This is a genomic window from Roseixanthobacter psychrophilus (genome assembly GCF_043195195.1).
Lineage (GTDB): Bacteria > Pseudomonadota > Alphaproteobacteria > Rhizobiales > Xanthobacteraceae > NCEH01.
Window position 1 is genome coordinate 1 of record NZ_JBAFWT010000064.1, and the last position, 16,921, is coordinate 16,921.

The 16,921-nt window shown below is 67.7% G+C and carries 16 protein-coding genes and 3 pseudogenes; 12 read left to right on the forward strand and 7 right to left on the reverse strand.

Annotated elements, in window-relative coordinates; translation table 11 throughout:
- The 4 genes and pseudogenes from V5F77_RS26635 to V5F77_RS26650 all read right to left on the reverse strand — a co-directional run.
- Nucleotides 1-208, reverse strand: a pseudogene (locus V5F77_RS26635) (IS701 family transposase); the annotation flags it as partial.
- 186 nt (nucleotides 209-394) lie between these two features.
- Nucleotides 395-1,288 carry a sigma-54 interaction domain-containing protein gene (locus V5F77_RS26640; RefSeq protein WP_429008133.1) on the reverse strand — a complete coding sequence of 298 codons (894 nt, stop codon included), beginning with the start codon at nucleotides 1,286-1,288 and terminating at the stop codon, nucleotides 395-397.
- A complete protein-coding gene (locus V5F77_RS26645; protein ID WP_429008134.1) occupies nucleotides 1,231-1,635 on the reverse strand; it encodes a hypothetical protein in 405 nt (134 codons plus the stop codon). Before V5F77_RS26645 ends, V5F77_RS26640 begins: the two co-directional genes overlap by 58 nt.
- Nucleotides 1,636-1,647: 12 nt before the next feature.
- Nucleotides 1,648-2,343, reverse strand: coding sequence for a GAF domain-containing protein (locus V5F77_RS26650; protein ID WP_429008135.1), 696 nt, complete (start codon nucleotides 2,341-2,343; stop codon nucleotides 1,648-1,650).
- 470 nt (nucleotides 2,344-2,813) lie between these two features.
- Here V5F77_RS26650 and V5F77_RS26655 point away from each other — a divergent pair, with 470 nt between their 5' ends.
- The gene (locus tag V5F77_RS26655; protein ID WP_348848225.1) at nucleotides 2,814-3,524 is read left to right on the forward strand and encodes a hydantoinase B/oxoprolinase family protein; all 711 of its coding nucleotides are present in this window, start codon (nucleotides 2,814-2,816) and stop codon (nucleotides 3,522-3,524) included.
- A 74-nt stretch (nucleotides 3,525-3,598) separates the two neighbouring features.
- Here the strand turns inward: V5F77_RS26655 and V5F77_RS26660 are convergent.
- A pseudogene (locus V5F77_RS26660) lies at nucleotides 3,599-4,236 on the reverse strand (IS110 family transposase); the annotation flags it as partial.
- Between V5F77_RS26660 and V5F77_RS26665 the strand changes: the two are divergent.
- Both V5F77_RS26665 and V5F77_RS26670 read left to right on the forward strand, forming a co-directional pair.
- Nucleotides 4,195-4,386, forward strand: a complete 192-nt coding sequence (locus tag V5F77_RS26665; protein ID WP_429008136.1) for a hypothetical protein — start codon at nucleotides 4,195-4,197, stop codon at nucleotides 4,384-4,386. The pseudogene V5F77_RS26660 and the gene V5F77_RS26665 sit on opposite strands and share 42 nt — an antisense overlap.
- Nucleotides 4,387-4,709: 323 nt before the next feature.
- Nucleotides 4,710-4,848: pseudogene (locus V5F77_RS26670) on the forward strand (transposase domain-containing protein); the annotation flags it as partial.
- Between the two features lie 171 nt (nucleotides 4,849-5,019).
- Here the strand turns inward: V5F77_RS26670 and V5F77_RS26675 are convergent.
- On the reverse strand, nucleotides 5,020-6,039 hold the full coding sequence (locus V5F77_RS26675) for an IclR family transcriptional regulator (protein WP_348848224.1): 1,020 nt from the start codon (nucleotides 6,037-6,039) through the stop codon (nucleotides 5,020-5,022).
- A 176-nt stretch (nucleotides 6,040-6,215) separates the two neighbouring features.
- Here V5F77_RS26675 and V5F77_RS26680 point away from each other — a divergent pair, with 176 nt between their 5' ends.
- The 9 genes from V5F77_RS26680 to V5F77_RS26720 all read left to right on the forward strand — a co-directional run bounded on the left by V5F77_RS26680 (nucleotide 6,216) and on the right by V5F77_RS26720 (nucleotide 15,428).
- Nucleotides 6,216-6,590 (forward strand): Zn-ribbon domain-containing OB-fold protein, encoded by a 375-nt coding sequence (locus V5F77_RS26680; protein ID WP_348848223.1) that lies wholly within the window; start codon nucleotides 6,216-6,218, stop codon nucleotides 6,588-6,590.
- Nucleotide 6,591: 1 nt separating this feature from the next.
- Nucleotides 6,592-7,743, forward strand: a complete 1,152-nt coding sequence (locus V5F77_RS26685; RefSeq protein WP_348848222.1) for a thiolase — start codon at nucleotides 6,592-6,594, stop codon at nucleotides 7,741-7,743.
- Nucleotides 7,744-7,748: 5 nt separating this feature from the next.
- Nucleotides 7,749-9,863, forward strand: coding sequence for an acetate--CoA ligase family protein (locus V5F77_RS26690; protein ID WP_348848221.1), 2,115 nt, complete (start codon nucleotides 7,749-7,751; stop codon nucleotides 9,861-9,863).
- Entirely contained in the window at nucleotides 9,860-10,705 is an 846-nt protein-coding gene (locus V5F77_RS26695) for a MaoC/PaaZ C-terminal domain-containing protein (RefSeq protein WP_348848220.1), read from the forward strand. The genes V5F77_RS26690 and V5F77_RS26695 overlap by 4 nt, the downstream gene beginning before the upstream one ends.
- Nucleotides 10,706-10,730: 25 nt before the next feature.
- Nucleotides 10,731-11,789, forward strand: coding sequence for an acyl-CoA dehydrogenase family protein (locus V5F77_RS26700; RefSeq protein WP_348848219.1), 1,059 nt, complete (start codon nucleotides 10,731-10,733; stop codon nucleotides 11,787-11,789).
- Nucleotides 11,786-12,550, forward strand: coding sequence for an enoyl-CoA hydratase/isomerase family protein (locus V5F77_RS26705; RefSeq protein ID WP_429008137.1), 765 nt, complete (start codon nucleotides 11,786-11,788; stop codon nucleotides 12,548-12,550). Before V5F77_RS26700 ends, V5F77_RS26705 begins: the two co-directional genes overlap by 4 nt.
- A gap of 1 nt (nucleotide 12,551) precedes the next feature.
- Complete coding sequence (locus V5F77_RS26710; RefSeq protein ID WP_429008138.1) at nucleotides 12,552-13,727, forward strand: acyl-CoA dehydrogenase family protein; 1,176 nt, start codon at nucleotides 12,552-12,554, stop codon at nucleotides 13,725-13,727.
- Nucleotides 13,728-13,754: 27 nt separating this feature from the next.
- The gene (locus V5F77_RS26715) at nucleotides 13,755-14,678 is read left to right on the forward strand and encodes an SDR family NAD(P)-dependent oxidoreductase (protein ID WP_348848216.1); all 924 of its coding nucleotides are present in this window, start codon (nucleotides 13,755-13,757) and stop codon (nucleotides 14,676-14,678) included.
- Between the two features lie 576 nt (nucleotides 14,679-15,254).
- Entirely contained in the window at nucleotides 15,255-15,428 is a 174-nt protein-coding gene (locus V5F77_RS26720) for a hypothetical protein (protein WP_429008139.1), read from the forward strand.
- Between the two features lie 71 nt (nucleotides 15,429-15,499).
- Here V5F77_RS26720 and V5F77_RS26725 read toward each other — a convergent pair whose 3' ends face one another.
- A complete protein-coding gene (locus tag V5F77_RS26725; RefSeq protein WP_429008140.1) occupies nucleotides 15,500-16,630 on the reverse strand; it encodes a CaiB/BaiF CoA transferase family protein in 1,131 nt (376 codons plus the stop codon).
- Nucleotides 16,631-16,921: the final 291 nt, after the last annotated feature.

Consider the following 16,921-nt stretch of genomic DNA (forward strand, 5'->3'; position numbering starts at 1 on the left):
GAGGCGGCCCATCCGCGACGCCGATGCGGCAGGCCGCGAAGCGTGCGCTCAACGGTCCCTTGGAGCCGCGCCGCCAGGAGACCTTGCGCCATCGCGCGCCGGTCAGCACCGTCTCGGCGGACACGGAGAGCTGGTCGGGGACCTGGTTCTTGCGGGGCCGGCCGCGTCCCGACACGGGGAAAACGAGTGCGACGTCGGCCGGGTAGACCAAATCCTTAAATCGTCACTACCCCCTAGAGTGCTGGGCTGAAACTGCCCTAAATTTCTACGATGAGTAAGTGTCGGTCTCGGTCAAAACCTGCCTGGCCACGGCGGTGCAATACGGTCCGCGCCCTGTCCCTCAGCCCTATCGTGCCCACTGTCGGTGGCGACGGGCACGGCGGTCGCCTGCGGGTCAGCTGATGCGGTAGAGCTTCATCTTGTCGTAGAGCGTGCTCTTGGCGACGCCCAGCTGCCGGGCGGTCTGCGTCCGGTTGCCGCTATTGTCCCGCAGGCAGCGCAGGATCAGCTCCCGCTCGCTCATGCGCAGGGTGCTGAGGTTGTCGGCGCGGGCGCCCGCCGCCTCCGCGAGCCCCGGCGGCAGCAGGTCGATGGTCAGCTCCTCCCCCTCGGACAGGGCGGCTATGCCCTCCAGCACGTTGGCCAGCTCGCGGATGTTGCCGGGCCAGTCATAGGCCCGGAAGGCCGCAATGATCGGCGCGTCGAGCGCAAGCCCGGGCATGTGGTAGCGCAGCCGGATGCGCTCCAGGAGGGCTTCCGCCAGCTCGGGCAAATCGTTGCGGCGCTCGCGCAGGGGGATGAGCGTGATCTGACCGACATTGAGCCGGAAGAACAGACCGGCGCGGAAGCTGGCGGCATCCACCGCCGCCTTGAGCTGCACGTTGGTGGCTGCGATCACCCGCACGCCGACGGTCCTCTCGTCGCCGCCGCCCACCCGCTGGACGCTGCCCTGCTCCAGCACCCGCAGGAAATGGCCCTGCACGTCGAGCGGCATGTCGCCAAGCTGGTCCAGGAACAGCGTGCCCTGGTCGGCCAGCTCGAAGAAGCCGGCGCGCCCCTCCCGCCGCGCGCCGGTAAAGGCGCCCGGGGCGTAGCCGAACAGCTCGCTGGCCGCCAGCTCGCGGCTGAGGGTGGCGCAGTTGACGGCGACGAACGGCCCCCTGGCCTGGGGCGACGCGGCGTGGATGGCGCGCGCCATGACCTCCTTGCCGGTTCCGGTCTCGCCGAGGATCAGCACCGGGGCGGCGATGCGCGCGATCTGCCGGGCCCGCGCCACCACCGGCTGCATGGCCGCGGACCGCCCGGCGATCTCCAGAACGGATCGCTGCGGTCCGGCGTCGCGGCGGCGGGCGACGGCCGGGACGCGCGGGCGCCCCCGCCGTCGGCGGGAAGGACGAGCATGGCGCCGAGGCAGTCGCCGCCGTCCTCCAGGGTCTCCATCTCCACGCCGGGGGCCCAGAAGGGCGCGCGGAAGGCGCCACCCTGGGGCTCCAGCAGCTTGGCCTGCCGCGTGGGCGCGCCGTCCTGGCCGACGCGGCGCATCAGCTCCCGCACCCTCGTCGTGGGCCCGAGGGCGCGCACGAAGCGCCCCTTGCGGTCCAGCAGCACCACCGCGTCGGCGCCCGACAGCGCCATGCGGCCCTCCAGTCATGCGGAGAGATGATATTCCTCAAGGGCATATCTTTGGGCGCGGGCGGCGCGGGCCTCCCCCGCCGCAGACATGGCCAGGGCGAGACAAAGGGGATGCACCGTTCCCCTCGGCCCCGATATGTCGAAGATGCCCATCAGCTCCCCGTCCAGGGGATCGTGGACCGGGGCGGCGGCGCAGGTCCAGCTCTTCACCGCCGCGCAGAAATGCTCGCTGGCGTGGATCTGCACCGGCACGTTGTCGGCGAGCGCGGTGCCGATGGCATTGGTGCCGCTGTTGCCCTCGCTCCAGGTGGCGCCGGAATCGATATGCGCCTCGCGGCCGAGCTCGCGGGTATGGGGATCGCCGATGAGGTCCAGCACCAGTCCGCGGGCATCGGCCAGGAGCAGGATGCTCTGGGTGTTGTTGAGCAGCGGATCGAGCCGGCCGAAGATGGGGCGGCTGGCTTCCACCAGCAGGCGCGCGCAACGGCGCTGGCGCCAGAGCGCGTCGCTCTCGGCCGGCCGCGGCGCCCGCATCATGGACGGGTCCACGCCGGCCGCTAGCGACCGCCGCCATGAGCGACTCACCACCCGGCAGACTTTCAGGAGATCTTCCTCCTTTCCGGAAAGGAAGTCCTCCCAAGCGCGGATAGTCGAGCGGATGTCCACCTCCGAAGTCGGCGCAATCTCCGGGACGATCGAGGCCGGAATCATCAGTTCCTCCCAATTCTTAGCCGAACCGCCGCGATCTTCTTCTTGGTTTTGTTCAAACCTCCGGCCGCGGCCGGCCGGCGCAGGGTCCCGACGCTTATTTTGCGAAGAATATTGTAAGTCGGCATCGCAAGGTCAAGAGTTTTGCTCGCGGGAAATGCTGCACTGCAGCGGAACGCCCAGGGATACGCCGCTCTTCTGCGGAAAATGACTTGGCTGTTGCCGTTCCTCGACATCCCCTCTGGCATCCGGCCGGGCGCGGCGGCGACCGGATTCCGGCTGGCCCGCCCGACGGAAGGGTCCGGAACGGCTACCGCGCCGGCGCGGGTGCGAATGAAATATCATGTAAAAACAAATAGTTATCCCGCTCGTCGCGATTGGCATCGGCCTTGCTCGGAATGTCGGCGTGAGGAAACGACGCCCACGCGGTCCCTGCGCGGGCCACGGCAACGCCTGAGGAGGACGAGCCGGCAATGGATACGCAGACCAAGACCAGGACGCCAGGCCATGGGGCCACGGAAGCCAAGACGCTGCAGCGGCTCATCGCCGACCGCGACCGCGCCACGCAGGAGACTGGGCGCTATTGCGGCGTCGAGGCGTTCACGCTGCGCGATTCCGACCCGCTCAAGTATGCCCGGTTCTACTCGCGCATCCATTCCACCGTGCTGGCCGCCCGCGAGGTGGCGCGCTACGTGGCGGCCAGTCCCGGCGGCCGCGAGATGGGCAAGTCCCTGTGGGCGCTCACCACGCCGGAGGGCGACACCCTGGCGCTCTCGCTCGGCTTCTTCGCCCACACCTCGTCCTTCCCGGTAGCCATCCGGCACATGGCCGCCGAGGGCTTCGACGAGAATCCGGGCATCAACGACGCCGACGTGTTCGTGACCGACGACGGCCTCACCGGAGGCGCGCCCCATCCCGGCGACACCTACACCTACGTGCCCCTGGTGATCGACGGCGAGGTGGTGGCCTGGGCGGTGGGCCTCAACCACATCATGGAGGCCGGCGCGCCGGTCTCGGGCAGCTGGCCCGGCTTCTGCGTGGACACCTTCATGGACGGCTTCGTGGTGCCGCCCATGAAGACCGGCGAGAACCTCCGGCAGGCGCCGTGGTGGAACAACCTCTGGAAGCGGCGCACCCGCGCCGGCACCCTCAACATCCTCGACGACAAGACGCGGCTCTCCTGATCCCGCCTTACCGACGTTGCACCATACCTGTCCTTCGACCTCCTCACGCCCCGACAGCCTCGCGCCCGCCCCACCTATGCGGGGACGGTCGGAGCTCGATAAATCCCGCCCTTCGTCAGCAGCGCCCAGGCAATGCGCGCGTTCTTGTTGGCCAGGGCCACGATCACCAGCATCGGCGGCTTGCGGGCCAGCATCCGGCCGAGCCATGAGCCAGCCGGGACGCCCTTGCGCCTGGCCCAGCGCACCACGGCGCTCGACGCGATGATCAGCAGGCGTCGGAGCGTGCGCTCGCCCATGCGCGACGTTCGCCCGAGACGCTCCTTGCCGCCGGTCGATCGCTGCACCGGCGTCAGGCCGACCCAGGCGGCAAAATCGCGGCCCGAGCGGAACGTCTCCGCCGGTGGGCCAGCGCCTCGATGGCGGTGGCGATCAGCGGGCCGATGCCCGGCACCGTCATGAGCCGGCGCGCAACGTCGTCGGCCTCCGCCCGCGCGGCGATCTCGGCATCGAGCGCAGCGGTCTGCTCCTTGAGGTGGCGCAGCACGCCGACGAGCATGGTGAGGCAAGTGCGGGCGGCCTGTGGCAGGTCGGAGGCGGGATCCTCGATCTGCGCGATCAACCGCTCGACGTGGAAACGGCCCTGCGGCGCGATCAAGTCAATTTCGGACAATTGCCCACCGATCGCGTTGATTATCTGCGTGCGCTGGCCAATCCACCGGCGCCTTCCGCCGAGATGGGGAACGCCGATGAGCGGCTGCGCTGCCGCTGCTGCGGCGGACCCATGACCATCATTGAGACCTTCGCCCGCGGCGCGCTGCCCAGGACTTGGCCCGCCGCCACCATCAGGATCGACACCTCATGAGTGCCGCACCCGCTCTCCGGCGTCATGGTCTCGTCGCAGGCAACGCCGTCTCCGGCATCGGGACCACGGGTGTCCTGCCGTCGCGGCTGCGGAACAAGGTCGCTCGCGCGCCGACCCGCACACGACCGGAGTAGGCCGATCGGGTTATTCCTGCCCGCACCGGCCCGCTTCCCCCTGCCCGCGGTCGTGATCGGGCCAGCATCCGAAAACCTTCACATGAAGCGGCGGCCCATGCCGACCGCGAAAACAACCATGCACCCGGCAAACATGTCTCCCAGATCACAACGGCCTTGGCCGCATATCAGCAATTAAACAACCCAATCAAGCTCAATGGCATAGACCCCCAAAGCCCAGCTTACCGACGTCGTCACCCGCATCGTCAACGGCCACCCCAACAGCCAGATCGACGATCTCCTGCCATGGGCCTGCATCACTGCGACCAGGCTCAAGGCCGTGGCCTGAAGGTCGGGCGCTCCTCCGGGAGGAGCGGTTGTCGTGCGCCGGCATCGGCTTTGCGCGCCTCGATCTCTTGCTTCTTCCGGCGGCGCAGGAAACCTCGCGTATCGCTCTCCTCTCCACCTCGTCCACGAGCTTCTCCCCACCCGAGGTCAGGGTGGGTGCATCGAGGCCGGATCACACCTCGCCGCTTGCACCGTAGAGGTTGGCGGAAATTCGCACCGCCGTGTCGTGCAGCGCGTGCGCCAGCGCCTGAAGCTCGGCTTCACTTATCTGCCCGATAACGGCAATCCCGCTGATCCCGAAGCGGGCTTGCCCTTCGCGGTCGATGATGACGGCGGCGGCGATGTCGAGGCCCTGGAAGAGATTTCCGCGGTCGAAGGCAAAGCCGGTCTCGCGAGCCTGGGCCACGTCCGCGCTGTAGGCCTCGAAGCTGGGCGGATTCTGCCAGCGCAACGCCTTGAACCGGCGCTGAAGCTCGGATTTCGAAGGCTTGCGGGTTGCCGCGACGCAGCGGCCGACGGCGCCCACGAAGGCCGGAAGGCGCGCGCCGAGCGCCATGTCCACGCGCACCACCTTGCCCTCCACCACCCTATCCACCAGCACGATGCGATTTTGGGGGGTGACTTTCCAAAGCCCGATCAGGGCCCGGTGCGCACTGGAAAGCTCCTCCAGCGCGGGATGCACGAGGTCGATCTGATTCACACCCAAAAGCGGCACGGAGAATTCAAGAAGTCCGAGGCCGGGGCTGTACTCCTTCGAAGCCGGGTTGAAGGCGATCAGCCTCTCCTTGGCCAGCGTGCGCAGGATGTTGAAGGTGGTCGAGACGTGGATGCCAGTTTCGCGGGCGATGTACGCGACGCCGGCCGGCGCATGATGGTGGGTGAGGAAGCGCAGAATCGAAACGGCATTTTCCACTGCGCCTACATATTTCTGGAGGCTGCGTGGCGCGTCTTCGCCCGCCCGCTCCGGGTTGGCTGCGTCTGCCTTGGTCACTGCGCGCTCCGTTCGCCATTTGCCGGTCAAACCATAGAGCGGATGCGGATCGTTCGGAAGCACGCAATTTTTCTCGTTGCAGAAAGCAATTCGGCATGCAAAAAGATGCCAACCAAATGAGATTGGCATGGGATAGGGAGGGTACGACGTCGGGAAGGCCCGATTGCGCGGTGATAGCGGGTTCCTGACCCCGCGCGGCAAGCCTTCCCTTCCTCAGCAACCGGACCGGACAGCGCGCCCTGGCGTCAAGCCCGGGGGGACAGCGCTTGCCGCAGCGCCGGCTCTTGGACATGCAGAAGAAGAATGGTTGGCGGGCAGGCGCTGCGCACGGGGCAAATTCGGCCGCGGCAGGCTTGGCCCATGAAGGAGGAAAAGGGATGGGCGAGACGTCCGCTGCAACAGACGCGACCGGGCCGCAGGTGACCTATGAACGCTTCCTGGCCGAGGGACGCTTCATGGTCCAGCGTGCCCGCAAGACGGGCGAATACGTCTTCTATCCGAAGGTGATGCTCCCTTCTGGCGAGACTGATCTCGAATGGGTCGAGGCCTCCGGCAACGGCACGGTCTATGCGATCACGGTCAACCGCAAACGCGAGGGCTCCTACAACGTGGCGCTCGTTGATCTCGATGAGGGCCCGCGCATGATGACCACCATTGTCGGTGTCGAGACCCTGCCCATCGGTTCCCGCGTCAAGGCGCGCGTCGAGGCGGGGGAGACGCCGCGCGTCGTGTTCGAGCCGCAGGAGAAGTGACATGAGCCATCCCATTCGCGGAAAGACGGCCATTGTCGGCATGGGCACCGCCGGTGTCGGCGAGGCGCCCGGCTTCTCGGCCATCGAGCTTCTCGGCCTGTCCGTCCGCGCCGCGCTGGACGATTGCGGCCTGAAGCTCTCCGACATCGACGCGGTGTTCGCCGCCACCAGCAGCCACGCCTTCGCCTCCATGAGCGTGACGGAATATCTCGGGCTGAAGCCGAAATATTTCGACAGCACCAATATCGGCGGCTCCAGCTTCGAGATGCACCTGCTCCAGGCCTCCCTGGCGCTGGAAGCGGGGCTCTGCGACGTCGCGCTGATCTGCTACGGCTCCAACCAGCGCACCGCCGGCGGCCGCCTCGTCTCCATGTCCGAGCCGCAATGGCACGAGACGTCCTACTCGCCGCGGCATCCCATCACGGCCTACGCGCTCGCCACCAGCCGGCACATGCACCAGTACGGCACCACGCGCGAGATGCTCGCCGATGTGGCGGTGTCCGCCCGCCAGTGGGCGAACCTCAACCCGGACGCCTTCGCGCGCGGCCCCCTGACCCGTGAGGACGTGCTCGCAAAGCGCATGGTCTCCGACCCGCTCACCTCCGGCGATTGCTGCCTGGTGACCGACGGCGCCGCCGCCTGCATCCTGGTGCGGGCCGACCGGGCGAAGGACTTCCCCAAGGCCCCGGTCTATTTCCTCGGCGCCGCGGGCGCGAACTGGCACCGCTCGATCCAGGCCATGCCGGACCTGACCATCACTGCCGCCAGCGAGAGCGGGCCGCGCGCCTTCGAGATGGCCGGCCTCACCCATGCCGATGTGGACCTCGTGATGGTCTACGACGCCTTCACGATCAACACGATCCTCTTCCTCGAGGATCTCGGCTTCTGCCCCAAGGGCGAGGGCGGGCGCTTCGTGCAGGACGGACGCATCGCGCCGGGCGGGGAACTGGCCGTTAACACCAATGGCGGCGGCCTATCCTGCGTCCATCCGGGCATGTACGGCATGTTCCTCATCGCCGAGGGCGTAGCCCAGATCCGCAAGGAGGCGGGCGAGCGCCAGCTCAAGAAGGCTGATATCGCCCTTCTGCACGGCAATGGCGGCACGCTGTCGAGCCAGGTCACGGCCTTCCTCGGTTCGGCGGCGGCGCTGTGAACGTGATGACCACGCCCGAAACCTATGGTTTCGCCGCCCTCGGCGCGCTGCTGGCGCCCCGTTCGGTGGCGATCATCGGCGCCTCCGCCGATCCCTCGCGGATCGGCGGGCGGCCCATCGCCGCGATGCTGAGCGCCGGCTACAAGGGACGCATCCTGCCGGTCAATCCCGGCCGGGCGGAGGTGCAGGGCCTTGCCTGCTACGCCTCCGTGGCCGACCTGCCGGAGGTGCCGGATGCCGGCATCGTCGCCGTCGCGGCAAAGCAGGTGCCGGAGGTGGTGGCCGCGCTGGGCGAGAAGGGCTGCCGCTCGGTCACCTTGTTCTCCGCAGGCTTTGCGGAGACCGGCGCGGACGGCGAGAAGGCCCAGGACGAGGTCCTCGCCATCGCTCGCCGCCACAGCATGCGCGTGCTCGGCCCGAACACGCTCGGCGTCTTCAATGTGGGCCTCGGATATTACGGCACCTTCTCCTCGTCCCTGGAGATGGCCTTTCCCCTGCCCGGCAATATCGGCATTGCCAGCCAGTCGGGGGCCTATGGAGCCCACATGGCGGCCTTGGCGCGCTTGCGCGGCATCGGCGTCTCCGTGCTCATCACCACGGGCAACGAGGCCGACGTGATGGTCGCCGACGCCATCGGCTGGATGGCGGGCAGCGACGAGGTGGATGTCATCTGCGCCTATCAGGAAGGCTTCCGCGACGGGCCGCGCATGATCGCCGCCCTCGATGCCGCCCGTGCGGCGGGAAAGCCGGTCTTCATGCTGAAGTCCGGCAAGAGCCAGCTCGGCGCGGCGGCGGCGGCGGCGCATACCGCCTCGCTGACCGGTGACGACACGGTGGCGGAAGCGGTGCTCGCCGAGCATGGCGTCATCCGTGTGCGCGACACCGAGCAGATGCTGGATTTCGCCTATGCGGCGCACCAGCGGATCTATCCCGCCGGCAACAGCCTCGGCGTTATCACCGTCAGTGGCGGGGCCGGCATCATCGCCACCGACGAGGCGGAGGCGGCCGGCCTTCCCATGCCGGCCATGCCTCAAGAGGCGCAGGCCCGGCTGAGAGAGCTTCTGCCCTACGGCACGCCGACCAATCCGCTCGATTGCACCGCCCAGGCGCTGAACGACCTTTCGCTGTTCGAAGCCTTTACCCGCGCGGCGCTCAAGGATGGCCGCTACCGCTCGATCCTGTGCTTCCTCACCTATGTGGCGGGCGGCGCGAGCCTTGCCCCGCGCCTTCTGGAGTCGCTGCGCAAGATCCGCGCGGAATTCCCCGATCGGCTGCTGGCCCTGTGCATCATGGCGGATGAGAAGATCACCCGCGCCTATCAGGATGCGGGCTTCCTGACCTTCGACGACCCGAGCCGGGCGGTGCGCGCCATCGCCGCCATGGGGCGGGTGGGCGACATGCTAGCCGCCAAGCCGAAGGCTCTGCCGGCGCTGCCCGAGGTCACGCTGCCGGCTGGAACGCCGGACGAGCATGGGGCCAAGGTGCTATTGGCCGCGGCCGGAATCGCGTCCGCGCCGGAGCGGATCGTCAAATCCGCCGACGAGGCCGCATCTGCCGCCGCCGCGCTCGGTTTTCCTGTGGTGCTGAAGATCGTCTCGCCCGACATCGTCCACAAGTCGGACATTGGCGGCGTGCGGCTCAACCTTGGCGATGCCGACCAGGTGCGCGCCGCTTATGCCGGCATCATGGAAGCGGTCGGCAAGGCGGCGCCGGAGGCGCGCATCGCCGGCATGCTGGTGGCCCGCCAGCTCACCGGCGGCGTGGAATGCCTCATGGGCATCAGCCGAGACCCCGCGTTCGGCCCGGTGGCGGTGTTCGGGCTCGGCGGCATCTTCGTGGAGCTTCTCGACGACGTGTCCATCCGCCCCTGCCCGTTCGACGAAGAAACGGCGCGCGAGATGATCCTCTCCATCAAGGCGGCGGGCATCCTCACCGGCGCGCGGGGCCGTGCCCCGGCAGATCTCGATGCCCTGGCCGGCATGCTGTCCAGGCTCTCGGCCTTTGCCGCCGCGGCAGGCCCCAGACTGCGGGCCATCGACCTCAATCCCGTATTGGCCCTGCCCGAAGGCGCCTATGCGCTCGACGCGGTCATCGAGATCGAAGGGGAGGATCGCCCGTGATCGACTACGACAAGCTGATGGCCTACGACATCCCGGAGGTCCGCCAGAGCTACGGCCCGCGGGAGTGCGCCTTCTACGCGCTCTCCATCGGTGTCGGGCAGGACCCCATGGATCGGGCCGACCTCAGCTTCGTCGGGGCGGGTCAATTGACCCCGTTTCCGACCCTGCCCCTGGTGCTCGGGCATCCCGGCTTCTGGCTCCCAAATCCCGATACGGGCGTCGATGCGGTCCGCCTCGTCCATGGCGAGCAGGGCATCACGCTCTATGCGCCTCTGCCTTCTGAGGGCACGGTGGTGGGCAAGACCCGCGTTGTCGGCATCATCGACAAGGGCGAGGGGCGCGGCGCGCTGCTCTATAGCGAGAAGCAGCTGCGCGACGCCGAGACGGGCGCGCTCTACGCCACGACCCGCTCCACCACCTTCCTGCGCGGTGATGGCGGCTTCGGCGGCCCGGCCGGACCGGTGAAGGCCTTCCACATCGTGCCGGACACCGCGCCCGAGATCGTCCATGAGACAGTGACCCGGCCCGAGCAGGCGCTCTGGTATCGCTGGAACGGCGACAACAATCCCCTCCATCTCGATCCGGACGTGGCCGCCAAGGCCGGCTTCCAGCGCCCGATCCTGCATGGGCTGTGCAGCCTCGGCATCGCCGCCCATGGGCTGGTCGCCACTCTGTGCAAAGGCGATCCGCAGCGGCTGAAGGGGCTCGATGCGCGGTTCACGGCAACGGTGACGCCGGGCGAGACCCTGAGGACGGAGATCTGGGGCGACGGCTCCTTCCGCACCCGCGCCGTGGAGCGCGACGTGGTTGTGATCGGCAATGGCCTCGCCCAGGTGGCATGAGCCAGCTCGAACAGGGAGGACAGGGATGGGCGCCACATTCGCGCTGGACGAGGACAGGCTTGAAGGGCTGCGCCTGCTGGTGGAGAGCGCGGCGGGTATCACGTCGCGCGACGGCGACCTGAAGAAGGTGCGCGCCCTGCGCTTCACCCGGCCGGGCATCGACCGGGCCCGCTGGGCCGAGATCGCCGCCATGGGCTGGCTCGGGCTGCGTCTGCCCGAGGAGGCCGGCGGCATCGGGCTCGGCATGGCCGAATATGCCGCCCTAGCGGTCGAGGTGGGGGCGGCCTTGCTGCCCGAGCCCTTGATCGAGGCCGAGCTCGCGCTCGACCTGATGGGACAGAACGCCCCTGCCGAAGCGATCGCAGGCGATCTTCTGGTGCTGCCGGCCTGGCAGGACGGGCCAGAGGGCCTGACGGTGGCCGGCGGGATCACCGAAGCCGGCGGGCGGATCAGCGCAAAGCGCGCCTTCGTGCCCATGGCGGAAGCCGCCGACGCATTCCTCATCGTTGGCCCGGATGCCTGCTTCCTGGTGGACGGGAAGGCGCCCAGCCTCAAGATCACGTCCGAGGACACGCTCGACGGCGGCCACACCGGCACGCTGACCCTCGACAATGTGGAGGCGAAACGCCTTCCAGCGCCCGATCTCAAGGCGTTCGAGGCGGCGGCGCTGGCCACCACGGCCGCCCTCCTCGGCATCATGGAGCGGGCCTTTGCCATCACGCTGGACTATCTGAAGACCCGCGTGCAGTTCGGCCAGCCCATTGGCAATTTCCAGGCCCTTCAGCACCGCGCCGTCGATCTGGAGATCGAGATCGGCCTGACGCGGGCGGCGCTGCGCGACGCGGTCGCGGCCCTGGATGCGGAGGAGGACTGCCGCCGCATCGTCTCGCGCGCCAAGGCGCGGGCGGCGGATGCCGCCATGCTGGTCACGCGCCAGGCCGTCCAGCTTCACGGCGCCATCGGCTACACCGACGAGGCCGATATCGGCCTGTTCCTGCGCCGCGCCATGATTCTTGCGCCGCGCTACGGAAACGCCGCCTTCCATCGCAAGAGATACGGCTGCCTGACGGAGGGCCGGCCATGAGCGGGATCACGGCAGCTCTTGAGGACGGGCTTCTCATCTTGATCATGGATGAGCCGGAACGGCGCAATCCCCTCGGCCATCAGGTGCGCCTGCGCATGGTACGCCATCTCTCGGACGCCGAGCGCGATCCCGCGGTCCGCGCCGTGGTGCTGACGGGGGCCGGGGGCAACTTCTCCGCCGGCGGCGATATCCGCGATCAGAAGGCCATCGCCTCCATCGCCGAGGCGCGCGACCGCTTCGCCGTCGTGAAGGACCTCATCGGGCGGATGGTGCGGTTCCCCAAGCCCCTCGTCTCGGCTGTGGAAGGCTGGGCGGCGGGGGCCGGCTTCGGTGTCGCTTTGGCGTGCGAGAGCGTGGTGGCGGCCGAGACCGCCCACTTCGTCTCCAGCTTCGGCAAGATCGGGCTCATCCCCGACATGGGGCTGCTCGCCACCCTGCCCGCCCGCATCGGCGCGGGCCGGGCCCAGCGCATCTTCCTCACCTCCGCGGCGATCGACGCGAAGGAAGGCGAAAGGCTCGGCTTCGTGGATGTGCGCGTGAGCGAAGGCGAGGCCCTCGCCAAGGCCAAGGCCATCGCCCTGGAAGCGGCGTCCACCGCGCCTCTGCCCCGGGCCTACGTCAAGGACTTCCTGGCTCAGGAGGTGGACCGCGCGCTCGAATTTGAACACCTGATCCAGCCGACGCTCCTGCGCAGCGCCGATGCCGTGGAGGGCCGCGCGGCCTTCTTCGAGAAGCGCGCGCCCATCTTCTGGGGAGAATGACATGACCGATGCCGCTCACGCAGCACCTCCCGCCCCCCATGCCGACCTCAACCCGCTCGGCGACGCCGAATTCCGGATGGTCGTGCGAAGCTGGATCGCAACCAACTATCCGCCGGAGCTGCGCAGCCCCACCAAGCGCCTGCATGCGGCGCAGGCGATGCCCTGGTACGAGCGCCTCTCCACGCAAGGCTGGCTGTGCCCCGGCTGGCCGCGCGAATTCGGCGGCATGGGCCTTTCGCCCGCGAAGCTCCTCATCATGATCGAGGAGATGGAGCGCTATGGCTGCGCCCGCCTGCCGGACAGTGGCATCACCATGGTCGGCCCGCTCCTGATCGCCCATGGCAGCGATGCCCAGCGTGCCTATCATTTGCCGCGCATCCTCTCCGGCGAGATCATCTGGTGCCAGGGCTATAGCGAGCCCAATGCCGGCTCCGACCTTGCATCGCTGCGCACCACCGCAGTGCGCGACGGCGACGAATGGGTGTTGAACGGCCAGAAGACCTGGACGACGCTCGGCACCGACGCCAACTGGATCTTCGTGCTCGCCCGCACCGACCCTGAGGCGTCCAAGCAGAGGGGCATCAGCTTCTTCCTCGTGCCCATGGACACGCCCGGGCTGACCGTGCGGCCCATCGTCAATATCGACCTGCACGATGAGTTTGCCGAGGTCTTCTTCGACAATGTGCGCATTCCCGCCGACGCCATCGTCGGCGCCGTGAATGCCGGCTGGACGATGGCCAAGAACCTGCTCGGCTTCGAGCGATTGTTCCTCGGCTCGCCCAAGCAGTCCGAAGGCGCGCTCGACCATCTGGAGCGACTCGCCGCCCATATGGGCAAAAACGAGGACTGCGCGCCCATGATCACCGCCCTCAAGATGGAATTGGAGGACCACAAGTCCTTCTACGCCACCTTTGCCGATCAGGTGCGCCGCGGCATCGCCCTCGGGCCTGACGTGTCGATGCTGAAGATCAATCAGACGGCGCTCTATCAGAAGATCTCCGACCGCATCCTGGAGCTGGCCGGCGAGCTCGGCACGCTGGCCGGCGGCCTGCCGGGCGAGCCGATGCTCTATCCGGGCAGCGTGTTCCTTCAGGCGCGTCCCTGCACGATCTATGGCGGCTCGTCCGAGATCCAGCGCAACATCGTCGCCAAGCAGGTGCTGGGCCTCGGAAAATAATTCAACGCATTCAGGGAGGTGATGGGTATGACCGTAGATCTGGGGCTTGAAGGCAGGGTTGCCGTGGTCACCGGTGCGGGTGGCGGCATCGGCCGCGGCATTGCGCTCGAATTCGCCAAAGCGGGCGCGAAGGTGGTCATCAACGATATCGGCGTGTCCCTGGGCGGCGCGGGCGAGCGTTCCTCCGCCCCCGCCGAAGAGACCAAGGCCATGATCGAGGCCCTCGGCGGGGAGGCGGTAATTTCCGCTGAAAGCGTCTCCGAATGGGCTGCGGCCAAGCGCACCATCGAGATGGCACTGGACCATTTCGGCCAGGTGGATGTACTGGTGAACAACGCCGGCATCCTGCGCGACGTCATCTTCCACAAGATGGAGCCATCCGACTGGGAGGCGGTCATCAATGTCCACCTGAACGGTACCTTCTACATGAGCCGCGCCGCTGCCGAGCCGTTCCGCGCCCAGGGGCGCGGCGCCCTCGTGCACATGACGAGCACCTCTGGCCTCATCGGCAATTTCGGCCAGGCCAATTATTCCGCCGCCAAGCTGGGTATTGTGGGCCTGTCGAAGTCCATCGCCCTCGACATGGCCCGTTTTGGCGTGCGCTCGAACTGCGTGGCGCCCTTCGCTTGGAGCCGCATGACCAGCTCCATCCCCTCCGATACGCCGGAGGAGCAGGCCCGCGTCGAGCGCATGAAGCGCATGACCCCGGAGAGCAATGCGCCGCTGGTGGTTTTCCTCGCCTCCGCAGCGTCGGAAGGCGTGACTGGCCAAGTGTTCGCGGCGCGCCTCAATGAATTGTTCTTGTTCAATCCCATGCGCCCTATCCGGAGCGTCCATCACGACAAGGGCTGGACGCCCACTCTGGTCGCCGAGCGCGCCTTGCCCGCTTTCAAGGCCAGCTTCGCGCCCATGGAGCGCTCCGGCGACGTCTTCGCGTGGGACCCAATCTGAGGATGAAGTGGATGACACCGTCAGAGTAGAGGAAATCCGGCCAGCCAGCCAGCCAGCCAGCCAGAGAGCGGGCGGCGGAGGCGCTGATCTGCCTCGCCGTCATCATCGGGCTGGCCAGCGTCGTCTTCCGTCACCCTGTCACGACTGCGGCCGGGGGCGTGGCGCGGCTCGCGTTTCTCTGGCTCAACCGGCAGCGGCTCGGCCCAGTGACGCTCGTGCCGTTTGCGCTTTTGCGCTTTCCGCCCCCGCCGGAGCCAGATGGCGGGGTGTGGCGGTCGATGCGCTTGCCGACGACCATCTGGTCGGCGCTTCGCCGCCTCGGCCTGTCTCACAAAAAAAGTCGCTGATGGGCAGCCGAGCAGGACCGCCCCGACGTCGCCGATCACCGCCGGCGATGGCGGGTATGACAGCGCTTCATGGGTCCGGCCGGCTTCGTCTTCCTCGATGAGACCGATGGCACGACCAACATGGTCCGCCGCTATGGCTGGGCGCCGAAGGGCGAACGCCTGGTTGATCTGCTCCGTTCGGCCATCGGCGCACCACCATCTTCATCGCCCCCTCGTCCTCGACGGCCCGATGAACGGCGAAGCCTTTCGTGCTTATGTAGAGCAGTTCCTCCCATCGGCGTTCACGCCCGCAGACGTCTCCCCGGTGACCGTGGGCCTGCGCTGGAACGGGGCTTACGCCGCAACGCTGCTCGTCCTGTCGCAGCTCCTCGTTGCGCTTGCGCTTCACACTGGCTGGCTTTGAGCCGCATCGTTTCATCGCCTCTCAAGGGGCAATGAAACACCTCTCGATCGAAACGGCGCTTGCTGATCGTATCAGGCCACGGGCTGGGGCGCGAATTCCGCCCGGATAGCCACGCTGTTCTCGCCCAGCGCCGGCACATGATGACCGGTGTGGCGCACCCCGTCCCTCACTGGCGCCGGGGCTGGGATGGCCTGAGGACCGGCTTCGGTCTCCACCCGTGCGGTGTTGAGGTGCGGATGATGAATGAGATCGGTAATGGCGTTGACGTCGGCGAAGGCCGTGTCCGCCTCCAGCAGCAGCGCCACCGTCTGGGCGTGGTCCAGCGCGGCAAAGCGGGCGCTCAGGATTTCGTCCACGGCAGCCCGGTTCGTCACCCGCTGGTCGTTTGTGGCAAAATGCGGGTCTGAGATCATGTCCGGCCGCTCAAGCAGGTTACGGGCGAAACTGCCCCATTCCCGGTCGTTCTGGATGGAGATCAGCACCTGCCGGCCGTCGCGCGTGGTAAAAACGCCGTAAGGCGAGATGGACGGATGGGCGAGGCCGACCCGCGCCGGCGGATTGCCCGCCTTGGCATGCAGGAAGGGCACCGCCAGCCAATCGGCGATCACATCGAACATGGAGATGCGGATGTCCACCCCGCGCCCCGTCGCCTCGCGCGCGATGAGCGCTTCGAGGATGGCCGCATGGGCGGTGGCGCCGGTCGCGATATCCACCAGGGAAATGCCAACGCGTGCTGCCGATTCCGGCCCGCCCGTGATGCTGCACAGGCCGCTATCGGCCTGGATGAGGAGGTCATAGGCCTTGCGCCGCGCATAGGGGCCGGTGTCGCCATAGCCGCTGATGGAGCAGCACACGAGGCCGGAGCGTCGCTCCAGCATGACCTGCGGGCCGAGGCCCAGGCGGTCCAGCGCGCCCGGCTTGAGGTTCTGCACCAGCACGTCGGCGCGGTCGATCATGGCCAGCAGAAGCGCCCCATCCGCCTCCGCCTTGAGGTCGAGCACCAGCGATTCCTTGCCCCGGTTGAGCCAGATGAAATAGCTGGAAAGGCCCTGCGCCGCGCGATCATAGCCTCGGGCGAAATCGCCTTCCGGCCGTTCCACCTTGATGACCCGCGCCCCGGCATCGGCAAGCCGGGAGGTGCAGAAGGGGGCGGCAACGGCCTGTTCGATCGCAATTACGAGTTTGCCTTCTAGAGCGCTCATAAAATCACCTGTCGAAACGAGAACGGCGCAGACTGGAAGATTCGCCGCCGGGACGGCAGGAGGGAATGCGTGGCACACAAAGGCCCATATGCGGACGGGCCGCCCGTGCGCGGACAGTCCAAAAGCTGAAACCCGCCCGGCAATTGATGCTCTGAGTACATTTCATCTCCCTGCTTCTCCCCAAACTACGGCTCCCGCAGGGCGCCCACAAAAGCCGCTTCCGAATTTCAGCGATAACAATTCAGCATATATTACCTTAGTAGCATGCCACCATCAAGGTTTGGTCCCCGG

Coding starts and splice junctions, on each gene's coding strand:
- V5F77_RS26710 (WP_429008138.1), top strand. CDS start 12,552: ATGACCGATGCCGCTCACGCAGCACCTCCCGCCCCCCATGCCGACCTC.
- V5F77_RS26705 (WP_429008137.1), top strand. CDS start 11,786: ATGAGCGGGATCACGGCAGCTCTTGAGGACGGGCTTCTCATCTTGATC.
- V5F77_RS26700 (WP_348848219.1), top strand. CDS start 10,731: ATGGGCGCCACATTCGCGCTGGACGAGGACAGGCTTGAAGGGCTGCGC.
- V5F77_RS26715 (WP_348848216.1), top strand. CDS start 13,755: ATGACCGTAGATCTGGGGCTTGAAGGCAGGGTTGCCGTGGTCACCGGT.
- V5F77_RS26685 (WP_348848222.1), top strand. CDS start 6,592: ATGAGCCATCCCATTCGCGGAAAGACGGCCATTGTCGGCATGGGCACC.
- V5F77_RS26725 (WP_429008140.1), bottom strand. CDS start 16,630: ATGAGCGCTCTAGAAGGCAAACTCGTAATTGCGATCGAACAGGCCGTT.
- V5F77_RS26640 (WP_429008133.1), bottom strand. CDS start 1,288: ATGCAGCCGGTGGTGGCGCGGGCCCGGCAGATCGCGCGCATCGCCGCC.
- V5F77_RS26690 (WP_348848221.1), top strand. CDS start 7,749: ATGACCACGCCCGAAACCTATGGTTTCGCCGCCCTCGGCGCGCTGCTG.
- V5F77_RS26655 (WP_348848225.1), top strand. CDS start 2,814: ATGGATACGCAGACCAAGACCAGGACGCCAGGCCATGGGGCCACGGAA.
- V5F77_RS26720 (WP_429008139.1), top strand. CDS start 15,255: ATGAACGGCGAAGCCTTTCGTGCTTATGTAGAGCAGTTCCTCCCATCG.
- V5F77_RS26645 (WP_429008134.1), bottom strand. CDS start 1,635: ATGGCGCTGTCGGGCGCCGACGCGGTGGTGCTGCTGGACCGCAAGGGG.
- V5F77_RS26680 (WP_348848223.1), top strand. CDS start 6,216: ATGGGCGAGACGTCCGCTGCAACAGACGCGACCGGGCCGCAGGTGACC.
- V5F77_RS26650 (WP_429008135.1), bottom strand. CDS start 2,343: ATGATTCCGGCCTCGATCGTCCCGGAGATTGCGCCGACTTCGGAGGTG.